Annotated in this window: 11 protein-coding genes; 10 read left to right on the top strand and 1 reads right to left on the bottom strand. The window is 28.9% G+C overall.

Annotation, left to right across the window (positions count from 1 at the left end; genetic code table 11):
* Nucleotides 1–92: 92 nt before the first annotated feature.
* The 5 genes from JHL18_RS25150 to JHL18_RS25170 all read left to right on the top strand — a co-directional run bounded on the left by JHL18_RS25150 (nt 93) and on the right by JHL18_RS25170 (nt 5,424).
* Nucleotides 93–1,499 (top strand): MBOAT family O-acyltransferase, encoded by a 1,407-nt coding sequence (locus tag JHL18_RS25150; RefSeq protein ID WP_200274450.1) that lies wholly within the window; start codon nt 93–95, stop codon nt 1,497–1,499.
* Nucleotides 1,500–1,510: 11 nt separating this feature from the next.
* A complete protein-coding gene (locus tag JHL18_RS25155) occupies nt 1,511–2,614 on the top strand; it encodes an alginate O-acetyltransferase AlgX-related protein (protein WP_200274452.1) in 1,104 nt (367 codons plus the stop codon).
* A gap of 436 nt (nt 2,615–3,050) precedes the next feature.
* A complete protein-coding gene (locus JHL18_RS25160) occupies nt 3,051–3,539 on the top strand; it encodes a hypothetical protein (protein ID WP_200274454.1) in 489 nt (162 codons plus the stop codon).
* A 13-nt stretch (nt 3,540–3,552) separates the two neighbouring features.
* Nucleotides 3,553–3,816, top strand: a complete 264-nt coding sequence (locus JHL18_RS25165) for a hypothetical protein (protein ID WP_200274456.1) — start codon at nt 3,553–3,555, stop codon at nt 3,814–3,816.
* A gap of 174 nt (nt 3,817–3,990) precedes the next feature.
* Nucleotides 3,991–5,424 carry an oligosaccharide flippase family protein gene (locus JHL18_RS25170; RefSeq protein ID WP_200274458.1) on the top strand — a complete coding sequence of 478 codons (1,434 nt, stop codon included), beginning with the start codon at nt 3,991–3,993 and terminating at the stop codon, nt 5,422–5,424.
* 336 nt (nt 5,425–5,760) lie between these two features.
* On the opposite strand, the gene JHL18_RS25175 is transcribed toward JHL18_RS25170, so the two are convergent.
* Nucleotides 5,761–6,873, bottom strand: a complete 1,113-nt coding sequence (locus tag JHL18_RS25175; protein WP_200274460.1) for a glycosyltransferase — start codon at nt 6,871–6,873, stop codon at nt 5,761–5,763.
* Between the two features lie 604 nt (nt 6,874–7,477).
* Between JHL18_RS25175 and JHL18_RS25180 the strand changes: the two genes are divergently transcribed.
* From JHL18_RS25180 to JHL18_RS25200, 5 genes are all read left to right on the top strand, one after another.
* On the top strand, nt 7,478–8,104 hold the full coding sequence (locus JHL18_RS25180) for a sugar transferase (RefSeq protein WP_274601002.1): 627 nt from the start codon (nt 7,478–7,480) through the stop codon (nt 8,102–8,104).
* 110 nt (nt 8,105–8,214) lie between these two features.
* Nucleotides 8,215–9,261 (top strand): mannose-1-phosphate guanylyltransferase, encoded by a 1,047-nt coding sequence (locus tag JHL18_RS25185; protein ID WP_200274462.1) that lies wholly within the window; start codon nt 8,215–8,217, stop codon nt 9,259–9,261.
* An 11-nt stretch (nt 9,262–9,272) separates the two neighbouring features.
* The gene (locus JHL18_RS25190; RefSeq protein WP_200274464.1) at nt 9,273–10,004 is read left to right on the top strand and encodes a WecB/TagA/CpsF family glycosyltransferase; all 732 of its coding nucleotides are present in this window, start codon (nt 9,273–9,275) and stop codon (nt 10,002–10,004) included.
* Nucleotides 10,005–10,019: 15 nt separating this feature from the next.
* Complete coding sequence (locus JHL18_RS25195; protein WP_200274466.1) at nt 10,020–11,207, top strand: glycosyltransferase; 1,188 nt, start codon at nt 10,020–10,022, stop codon at nt 11,205–11,207.
* Between the two features lie 28 nt (nt 11,208–11,235).
* A complete protein-coding gene (locus tag JHL18_RS25200) occupies nt 11,236–12,555 on the top strand; it encodes an O-antigen ligase family protein (RefSeq protein ID WP_200274468.1) in 1,320 nt (439 codons plus the stop codon).
* Nucleotide 12,556 lies beyond the last annotated feature (1 nt).

Genomic DNA, 12,556 nt, shown 5'->3' on the forward strand with positions numbered 1-12,556 from the left:
AACTTATAGAAACTGATAAGATTATTTGGGATGCAATAGTTTAAAAGTTTATTAGAAAACTTGACAGTTGAGATTTGAGGAGGAAAAACAGAGTGGAATTTAGTTCATTTATATTTTTATATTGTTTTTTTCCGTTGGTTTTTATTTTATATCGTATAGTAAGTTCAAGATATAGAAACTTAGTGTTATTAGGAGCAAGTGTATTTTTTTATACATGGGGTCAGCCACAATACATCATACTTTTAGTTTTTTCAGTGGGAGTAAACTATAGTTTTGGTTTAATTATAGAAACACAACAAAAAAAAGGGATTCGTAACTTGTTTTTTATAGTAGATATTTGCATAAATCTATTTTTGCTAGGATATTACAAATATTATGGTGATTATTCTGTAAAAATAAATGCTGCAGTGCATCATGAACTTTTACCAATTACGAACGTGGTATTGCCTCTTGGAATTTCATTTTATACATTCCTATCTATATCATACATTGTTGATGTATACAGAATGAAGAGTAAGGCACAAAGAAATATATTAGACTTTGCTCTCTATATTTCATTTTTTCCACAAATAATTTCAGGTCCCATTAATAAGTACAATGAAATTGAAGGGCAAATAACAAACCACCCCATAAATAGTTCAAAAACAGCATACGGGATAAAACGTTTTATATATGGACTAGGAAAAAAAGTGATTTTAGCAAATACTTTTGGCGCTGTTACTGATAGTATATTGAAAAATCCTACATCAGAAATAGGGACAGGCTTAATGTGGATAGCAGCTATTTTATATACACTACAAATATATTATGATTTTTCTGGTTATTCAGATATGGCAATAGGATTAGGAAAAATGTTTGGATTTGATTTTATAGAAAATTTTAATTATCCATATCTAGCAAAATCAGTTCAAGATTTTTGGAGAAGATGGCACATATCACTTTCAACTTGGTTTAAAGAATATCTATATATTCCGCTAGGGGGAAACCGTAAAGGGAACTTAAGGACATATCTAAATCTTTTAATAGTATTCTTCGTTACAGGATTTTGGCATGGTGCAGGTTTCAAATACATAGCATGGGGATTATTTTATGGCGTTTTCTTGGTATTGGAAAGGCTGTTTTTAAATAAATGGCTAAAAGGCAATAAATTAAGTTTTATTAATCATATTTATACGCTCCTCATTATTATAGTTGCATGGGTAATATTTAGGGCAAATAATTTACATACAGCGATGAAATACATTAAAATTATGTTTACACCTAACTCTGGAAGTGAGCAAATATCAAGTTTTATCGATATAAAAATAGTAACATTCGTTATTGTAGGCATTCTGCTATCTGGTGTTCTTCAAAGTTTTATCAAAAAGACAAAGTTGTTAGTCTATGATGAGAAAAAAATCTATATTACAGAAAGCCTAGTTCAGTTTGTGATACTATTTATATCAATTATGATGCTTATTTCAAGTTCAATAAAGTCATTTATTTATTTCCAGTTTTAGGAGGCGACAATATGAAAAAAAAGCAGCAAGTCTTTATTTCGGCTTTTATAATAGCGCTTTTAGCACCCAATATTTTGTTTTTCTTTTTAAAGAATCATGTAGACACAAGAAATTTTCAAAATAAGAAGCTAAGTGAAAAGCCTACATTTTCATTGCAAAACATTAGTAAATATCCAAGACAATATGAAGAGTATTATGACGATCACATAGCCTTTAAAAATCAATTTGTAGAACTAAATGATATTATAAATCTAAAATTTTTTCATATATTAAGCTCTAAGAATGTTTTGTTAGGGAGCAACAATTGGTTGTTTTATGATAATAAAGATGATGGAGATCCTATATCGGATTATGAAGGGAGCAATCTTTATACTGATCACCAATTAGAATTGATAGGGAATAGATTAGAGAAAGCTGAATCGTATTTTAAAGCTAAAAATATAAAACTTGTTCTATTCTTGGCCCCAGATAAGGAAAATGTGTACTCTGAGTATATGCCGAAAAATATAAAAGTTTTAAGTAAAATAACTATAGCAGATCAAACTGCAAAGTATATATCTGAGCATACAGATGTTCCGCTAGTTTACCCAAAATCAGAGTTGTTAGAAACTAAAAAGCAGTATCAGGTATATTACAAGTATGATACTCATTGGAATAAGATTGGTGGATTTATAGGTAGCCAGCAACTTTCTGATAAGTTGACTGGAAATCGGTCATATCTAAATGATGTAAAGATTTCTGATGCGAATAAATGTAGCGGGGATTTAGCCAATATGATAAATCTAAATTCATATTTGAATGATGATAAAATGTATTCCATATCCAAATATCGTGAAGATGTAAAGGTTGATTTAGTAAAGAAAACTGATGATGAGTTCTATATAAAATATGAATCAAATGCATCAGACAAAAGAAAGATTCTTATAATTAGGGATTCCTACTCAGAAGCAATGTTTGACTATATTCCAAAAGACTTTGCATCAACAGTATTTATTCATGCAAAAGCTTTTAAGCCCTCTGATATTGAAAGAGAAAAGCCAGATATTGTAGTTTATGAAAGTGTAGAAAGATACATTGAACATTTGGAAGGGCTTACTTTATATGATGGAATGTAGACCTATCCATTGAAGGATAGTTGAATGTAGAATTATTATGGGCAGTATATGGTTTTTATGAGTCTTTTGAAATTAATTAAATGCTACTGCTAAGGCTTCTTTTGAATTATTTAAATTGAGTATCATATAAGTTAAAAAGATCTTACAAACTCTACTGTATCGTAAGTAGAGTTTTTTTGTTGCATTAAAATAAATTCTTACAAAATTCTTAACAATTAGGTGAATATATTGACGTAGTATGTAAGATAAAATACTATATTTGTATAATGTAAAATATTACATTTAATAAATATATTGGTATATACTAGAAAACCTACTACTTCTGATGAAAAGATTTGAAAGTAATGGAGTTTATACAAGGTGGTACATTCATAAAATTAACAGAGTAAACTAGATAAAATATTTTCTTTAAATAAATTAGTTAAGGGAGGAACTTATGAATTATAAAATAGTTCAGATGGATTTTTGGCAGGATGAAAAGATTAGAAGCATGACTACTGAAGAGAGAGGTTTTTATCTGTATTTATTGACTAATCCATATAGCAGTAATGTTGGTATCTATAAGATAACCAAAGAGGAAATTAAGAGTGATACTGGCTATGAAATAGACCAAATATGTAATATGATAAGTAGTCTTATATCCAAATATAAGGTTATAGCTTACAATGAAAATACTAACGAAATTGCTATTAATAAATGGGGAAAATACAATCTTATAAAAGGCGGGAAAAATGTGGAGGAATCAATTAAGAAGCAACTGAGTGAAGTTGAAGATAAGTCATTAGTAACTTACGTAGCTTTAAATATAAGTAAGAGATGGGCTTTAGAATTATATACTCAATACTGTGATGAAAAGCTAACCTATTATGACATAAAAGAGTTGCAGTTTAAAAAAAGCAATTATTCTAATTCATATAAACATTAAGGAGAGGATCGTTATGACTAATTTTGAATATTATAAGATGGCTCTTTATGAAAGAGAGATTATAAAAAATGGCAAAAAATTAGAGAGTCTGATGAACACTAATGAAATACTTAGCTTAGAGAATGAAAGATTAAATACTGAAAATATAAGAATAAGAGAGCAATTAGAGGTTTTACAAATAAAAAATAATGGTTTTGTAGGCAGAAATAGAAGGATTAAAAACATAGGAATATTATACGGTAATGACTTGTATGAAAATAAGGGTATTTTAAATTGAGTTTTTAGTAAGCTTTGGAGTGTATAACTAATATGAGAGGAAGAACAAAAACAATTGTGAAACATCTACAAAGGAAAAATACAAAATTTAATATAATTATTAATAAATTTATTCTACAAAGCCAATAAAAAGTGATATTATAGATGATGTATAAAAAACTACGGGAGATTTAATATGAGCATAATCAAAAATTACATTTATAATACTCTATATCAGGTTATGATTATGATCATTCCACTGATAACAATACCATATCTAACAAGAATCTTTAGCCCGGGCCAAATGGGGCTAAATGCATATTCGTTATCAATAGTTAATTACTTTATGCTATTTGGTATGCTTGGTATGCAAATGTACGGTAACAGACAAGTTGGATATATAAGGGATGATAAAGAAAAACTTAGAAGATATTTTTGGAGTTTATACTCAACGCAGATTTGTACAAGCTTAATAGCTATGGTTGCATACTATATATTTGTTGGCATCTTTATGAAGGAAAATCAGTTTATATTCCTTATACAAGGGCTTAATATGCTTATGGTAGTTTTCGATATTTCTTGGCTGTTTATGGGCTTAGAAGACTTTAAAAAAGTTGTTATAAGAAACTCAACAGCGAAACTAGTGGGACTGGTTAGTATATTTGTATTTGTAAGAAGTTCAGATGATCTTATAAAATATATACTGTTAACTATATTTATTAATTTAGCAGGGCTTTTAATAATGTGGACTAACATACCTAAGTCTATAAGGAAGATAGAAATCGATATGAAGATTATCAAAGAAACTATTTTTCCTTTAATTAGACTATTTTTGCCTCAAATATCTACACAAGTTTATTTGTTACTATCAAGAACCTTGATTGGAGCACTATCAGATAATGATCAAGTTGCTTATTATGATTATTCTCAGAAAATCATTAATATCATATTATCGCTAGTTGCATCTGTAGGGGTGATATTGCTGCCTAGAATTTCAAATATACTAGGACAGGGTAAAAAGGAAGAGATGAAAAAACTTGTAGAACAAACTTTTTCTTTTGTATCATATGTATCTATTCCGATGGCTTTCGGGTTAATGGGAATATCGAAAATACTAGTATCCTGGTTTTTAGACCCTCAGTATTATGCTGTAGAGAGACTAACGGTAGCAAGTTCTATTATAATAGTTGCTGTTAACTGGGCTAATATTATAGGAATACAATATCTAGTAGGATCAAAGCAAGAAAATAAATATACAATATCTATAGTAATATCAGGCGTAATAAACCTAATAATGAATATCATACTGATACCTAGGTACGGAGCTACAGGTGCAGTAATATCAATAATTGAGGCGGAAGTTTTAGGGATAATACTACAACTTATATTTGTTAGGAAACAGTTACCTGTTGTTAAGATGTTACTAGGTACAGGTAGGTATTGGATAGTTTCTATAATAATGATGTTTTTAGTAAGCTATGTAGGTGGTTTTATAGCTAATCCTGTATTAGCAAATGTGGTACAAGTGGTAACTGGGGGAGTTTTCTATCTTTTAGTCATGTTCATACTAAAAGATAAGACTCAGGAATTGGTTATAAGTAAAGCAAAAGGGATTATAATGAGAAGATAAGTTTTTTTACATATATATAAGTGTAAAAATAAAAATTCTAGTAGAATTTAATTCTACTAGAATTTTTTTGTTCTGCTCTGTGATTAGATAAAATGCGCAGCACAATTTGAACGTAAATTATATTAATATTTAGGTTCATGTCCATTACGGTATCTATCCGAAGTTTAACCTTCAAAGTTTGAACAAGAGCTAAAGAGTTCCTATATCGAAACTTAATTTATACTTGTTCAAAAATCCCGGCTTCTGGGGATTTTCGGGCATGTATAAATTAATAGTTGAGCTAGGAACTCTAAAAAAAATCTAGGGTTAAGTTTAAGTAAGTACATAGGGGATAAATTAAACCTTATTATTTTTTAGTTCTCTATCTATTTTTGCGCAAAGCGTCGGCCAATAAAAGTTATTATAGGCGTAATCTTGTATTTGTACACACTTCTTCTCTAAATTAGCCTCGTTAGTGCAAGCTTTAATTAGCTTTTCAGATAATTGATTTATATCATCTATTGAAAATAAATATCCATAATTCTCATTATTAGTAATATCATATGCAGAATCAAAATTAGTAGATATAATATAACAGCCATTTTTTATTGCTTCTAGAAGCACCAATGGAAAACCTTCATATCTTGAAGTCAAACAAAATACCTTTGCTTTTTTATATTCATTTTCTAGTTTTTCTTTATCATAAATAGCTCCAGTAAAGATTATCTTTTCTCTTAAAGTTGGATTTTCATTTAAAAAGTTATTTATGTAATCATTAAATTTATCCTCTATTGGTCCTACAACTTTTAGTTTCCAATCATTTAATTTATCTGAAGCAAGTTTGAACCCTTGTAATAATATCTCGTTAGCTTTTTCATAAGTTCCTATTCTTCCTACTGTTAAGATTATATTTTCCTTTGAGTCAAAGGAAACTTCTTGTCTTTCTCCATTGGAATATATGCCGTTTGGTATAAATTCAACCTTAGTTGCCCAATTTGAGTTTATGAAATTATAGAAAGATTTTGCTTCAACACTGATTAAATCTGTTTTTCTTAAAATATGTCTTTTTATAATTGACTTTAAGTCATTTTTATTGTAGTCATAATCTCGTATCTTATAATTAGCATCAAGTTTTAAATAAACTTTGCCTTTACTATTTAATAGCTTATAAGCATATATCCAGCATAGACTTCTGGATGATAGATGGAAGGTATGAAGTACATCTATTTTCTTAGCATTTTTAAATAAATATATTAATCCATCCTTGGTTGAATTTCCTGTTACTTTATCTAAATAGTTAAGTTTTAATCCTTTTACTTCAGTATTAAGATAGTTATAGGTTTCTTCGTTTTTGTAACATACTAAAGTTGAGTTGTAGTTATAGTATTTAAATAAAATATAAGGAATCATACCCACATCTTTTGTCAGATGGATATTCTGAGCCTCAGGAAACATAGTGACAAAATTCATTTTGTACCTCCGGTTAAACGTCTACTTATTTGTTTGCTTTTAATGTTTGTAAAAAAAACGATATATCACAATAAATAGTTTACAATCACAGGAACTATTTTAAATTATTCCTACACGGGTGTCTACTACTTTGTAGTAAATATATGTATTGGTTAATAATAACATACAAAGAAACTGATGGTAAATAAGTATTGCTATTAAACACAATTGTTTAAATGGCGGTATTGAAAATTAATTTCATATAAATTACAATCTGAATTAATAAGGAATTATTATGTAATTAGTGGCTTGTAAGATGTTACATTATTTCTAAAATAAATAATGTAAGTTATTATACATGTTTTGAAGTAAAGAGGGAAAAAATGTAATTTAGTGCATAAAATCATATTAGACAATACTCTATGATTATATTATAATAAGCATGGAAGTAAAAATATGTATTAAAAGAACGATAAATGGCGATTGTAACACAAGGCTATTTAGGAATATTGTGATATAAACATCGGTAATTATTTAAAAGGGAGGAAAGGCAATGTCCATTGTAGGGGATAATGGTATGGAGATTCAATCAAGGTTGGATGCGCGTGATGCTACTAAAAGTACTATGGGTATAAATATTAAAAAACGCAGTATATATACTTGCATAAAAAGGATAATAGATATTGTAGGATCTTTTGTAGGATTAATATTGCTTAGTCCGTTAATTCTTGTAGTATCAATTTTAATAAAGATAGATTCGGACGGAGCTGTATTTTTCTCTCAAGAAAGAATCGGACTTCATGGGAAAAGGTTCAAAATGTACAAGTTTAGGTCTATGGTGATAAACGCAGAAGAGCTAAAAGCTAGATTAGAGAAGCTTAATGAGATGAGTGGACCAATGTTTAAAATGAAGGAAGATCCTAGAGTAACTAAAATCGGTAAGTTTATAAGAAGGACAAGCATTGATGAACTTCCACAGTTATTGAACATACTTAAGGGAGATATGAGTCTAGTAGGACCTAGACCAAGTTTACCTCATGAAGTAGAGAAATTTGAAGATTGGATGATGGAAAGACTGGAAGTTAAGCCTGGACTAACCTGTTACTGGCAGGTATCTGGAAGAAACGACATTGATTTTGAAGAATGGATGAAACTTGATGTTAAATATGTTAGAGAAAGAGACCTATGGCTTGATATAAAACTTATATTTAAGACCTTTAAGGTGTTTTTAGGAGATGAACATGCTAGGTAGTGTCTGGATTAAGATTTATAAGTCTTAAGGACATTATTATTAGGTACATATTAGTTAATGTACAAGTTTGTTCTGATACATATACAACATGAATTTAGGGGGATATTATTATGCTATGCGCTTTAATAATGGCTGGAGGAAAAGGAACTAGATTTTGGCCACTTTCAACTGAGGAAAAACCGAAGCAATTTTTAAATCTTTTAGGTGAAGAAACTATGCTTCAGATGACAATAAACAGGATAAAGCCAATTATACCTATAGAAAGAATATTTATTTGCACAGGAGAAAAATATGTTGGTTTGTTAAAAGAACAGCTACCAGAAATTCTAGAAAGCAATATAATAGTTGAACCAGAAGGAAGAAACACGGCTCCATGTATAGCGCTTTCAGCTTTTGTGATAAAGAGATATTATAAAGATGCTACAATGGTTGTGCTACCTTCTGATCATCTTATAAAGGATGAAGAAAGCTTTCTTAAGACAATAGAAGATGCTAATGAATTCATAACTGATTATAAAGGTGCAATAATAACATTAGGAATGAAACCTGATAGAGCAGAAGTAGGGTATGGATACATAAAGAAAACAAATGAGCATGTAAAAATAAATGGCAATGATATAGTAAAGGTTGATAAATTTGTTGAGAAGCCAGATAAAGATACTGCACAGAAATACCTAGAAAGTGGAGAGTATTTATGGAATGGTGGTATGTTTATATGGAAAGTTGAGAATGTACTTGAACTTATAAAACGATATCAGCATGAAACATATGAAGCTCTAAAAGATATAGAACATATTGACAATGAAGAGTTAAATGATTATATAAAAAATAGATATTCCTTAACTAAAGAAGTTTCTGTAGACTATGGGATTATGGAGCATGCTGCTGATAGTATATATGTTATACCTAGTGATTTTGGTTGGGATGATATAGGAACTTGGGAAGCAATAGAAAGATATAGAAACAAAGATGACCTTGGAAATATACATATTGGAAAAACTAATTGTAGAAAAGGCTCAAACAATCTTATAGTATCAACTAATTCTGAAATTATAGTAGATGGATTAGATGATATATACATAATTGAAAATGACGGCAAGATAATAGTAGGAAGAAAAGATAACGTGAACAACGTAAAGGAATTTATAAAATTTTAGGATGGTAAAAGATGAGAATAAGTTTGCTCAATACTGTTGTTGATAACCTAGATTTAAATGAAGCTTTAGATGAAATAGTTAAGCTTGTAAACAATAAAAGATATAATTATGTTGTTACACCAAATGTTGATCACATAATTCAATTAGAAAGAGATAAAGAATTTAGAGAAGTTTATGATAATGCAGATCTTATTTTAACGGATGGTATGCCATTAATATGGATATCTAAATTAAAAAAGACTCCTATTAAAGAAAAAGTATCGGGATCAGACTTATTTCCAGAAGTCTGTAGCTTATCTGCAAAAAAAGGATATAGCATTTTTCTTCTTGGAGCTGCAGAAGGTGTTGCAGCAAAAGCCGCTTCAAACCTTATGGAAAAATATGAAGGTTTAAATATATGTGGTACATATTCACCTTGTTATGGATTTGAGAAAGACGATGAAGAAATAAAAAAAATTATAGCTATGATAAATGAGAAAAAACCAGATATATTAGCTGTTGGACTTGGAGCACCTAAGCAAGAGAAGTTTATATATAAATATAGAGAACAATTGAAGGTTCCTGTAAGTTTGGCGATAGGAGCATCTATTGATTTTGAAGCAGGTAACATAAAAAGAGCACCGAAATGGATGCAAAAAAGTGGGTTAGAATGGTTTTATAGACTTATGAAAGAACCTAAAAGAATGTTTAAGAGATACATAATAGATGATTTGAAGATATTAGGACTATATTTTAAATATTAGCAGAAGGATGATAGCATGAAAAACATATTGTTTTTGACTACGGAAATCCCATTTCCTTTAGATAATGGAGGTAGGATAAGAACCTATAATCTTTTAAAAGCAATGGAAAATGATTTTAGAGTTGACCTGGTTTGTTTTAGTGAAAAAAAGGATAATGAACTTAGTATAAATGAATTAAAAAAGATATGCTTTGACGTTAAAGTTGTTCATAAAATTTTTACCAACTCATCTAGTAAAATAACTTTGATGAAAAACATGTTAAAGGGCTTATTCAGTGAAAAGCCCTTTATAGTTAGTAAATTTATAGATAATAAATATAGAACAATAGTAAAAGATATGACGGAATCTGTTAAGTATGACTATATAATTGCTGATCACCTTAATATTTGTGGATATTTAGACCAATTGGATTTGAGCAAAGTAATATTAAGTGAGCATAACTGTGAATATCTAATTTTGGAGAGAAGGTATCTTGAAGAAAAAAACTTCTTGAAAAAATTATATATTAAAAATGAGTATATTAAGACAGAAAAATATGAAAAGAATATATGCAAAAAAGTAGCTAAAACTATAATGCTTACTGAAGAGGATAAAAGTAAACTTATTGATGAAAGCTATAAGGGAGAAAATGTAGAGATTATTCCTATATGTATAGAGGATCTTTATGTGAAAAAGCAATATTCTAAAGAAATAAAGAATATTTTGTTTTTGGGAACTATGTCGTGGTATCCAAATGAGCAGGGGATTAGATGGTTCCTTGACAATGTTTGGACTGACATGAAGAAAACATATGAAGATTTAAATTTATATATAGTAGGAAAGAATCCAAGTGAAAGTATTTTAAAACAGAGTAGCGATAGCGTAATAGTTACTGGATATGTTGATGATGTTAATGAATATATAGAAAAATGTGATTTATGCGTTGTTCCTCTTTTTATCGGTGGAGGAATGAGAGTTAAGATTCTTGAATGCATGAGTAAAGGAATTCCAGTGATATCAACGTCAATAGGCGCAGAAGGAATAAAGTATACTGATAATAATGAAATAGTAATTGCTAATACTTGTGATGAGTTCATAGAATCAGTTGGCAAGTTGAAGGATTATGAGTTTTATGAGAAAATAAAGGATAATGCATTTAAACTTATAAATGATGAATACTCATTAAGTTCTTTAAGATATAAATTGAAAAATGTTATGAAGTAATAAAAATTTACGAATTAAAGGTGATTGAATGATAAAACTACGAGGTGAAGAAACACTGGCAAAAATTAATAAGTTACAAAATATATTATTCATTTTAACAGGTGTTTTCTGTACATTAGGAGCTCTAATGTTTAAAGTTGGTGGAACTCAGCTTGCTATAGTTAATCTATTTATATTTGCTGCGATAGCACTGCAACTTGTTACTCCTAAGATTCATTTTCAGAAATATAAAATTCCATTTATAGTTCTTATAATAAGTTTTAGTATATCTACAGTAGTTAGCAATTTAACTTTAGGTGGAAGCTGGGCTCCAGAAAGTTTGAGATTTACCTTGAAAATTGCATTATTTCTGTTACCGTTAGTTCTATTGTTTAGTGACGAAGAATTAAAAGAAAAAAGCAAATGCTTTTTTTATGGTTTAAAGATATCTTGTTACATACAATTGTTTTGGGAACTTGCTCAAATACTTTTATGGAATGTTTTTAGCATATCATTAAATCAAGTTGTATTTGGGGATCTACTAAAAATTACTGTAACACATCAATGGACTTTTATTTCGGATGGATATTTTAGACCTACTGGAGTTTCTTGGGAACCTGCTAATTTATCCCTAGCACTTGTAGTAGGATTCATATTAACTAAAAATAAAATATTAAAAGTATTATTTTCTTTAGGTGTAATATTATCGACTTCAAGGACTGGTATAATAATATATTTATTAGCAGTAGGTATATATTCAGTTAGATATTTATATAATTTCAAGAAGGAAAATAGAAAAATAGAAATTAAGTTTAGAAAAAAAGAAATTATTATTTCTGCAGTTGCTTTTATAGCGCTGGTAGCTGCGATAGTTATATTTAGAGACAGCATAGTGAATAAGTTTGATATGATGCTTAATTCTGTAGCTAGAACTTTTCAAAAGCTTAATGTAGTGAATTCTGATGATTCTAGTGCTAATATGCATATGAGATATTACTTAGAAATACCTGCTTTGATTTCAAAATCAACTGTAGTAAATTTCTTGTTTGGGTATGGCACAAGTTGCGCAGGATATCCATATACTCATTTCTTTGGAATATATGATTATATACCTAATTGGAATCCAGAATCAGATTTTATAACTACATTATTTGGAAATGGTATTTTAGGATTTGGAGCTTATTATTATTTTATGGGTATGAATTTAAAATTAAATAAAGATAATTTTAAGGGAATACTATTGATTATTGTTCTTTTATTTGCTGGGATATTTTATCTTTATATAAGAAGTACATGGCCGCTTATTATTTTAATAATGCTTTATATAAATAAGGATAGTAAAGATAGTAAATTTGAATTAGGGGATTAAT

It is taken from the genome of Clostridium yunnanense, assembly GCF_016595795.1.
In the GTDB taxonomy this organism is placed as follows: Bacteria; Bacillota; Clostridia; order Clostridiales; family Clostridiaceae; genus Clostridium_AR; species Clostridium_AR yunnanense.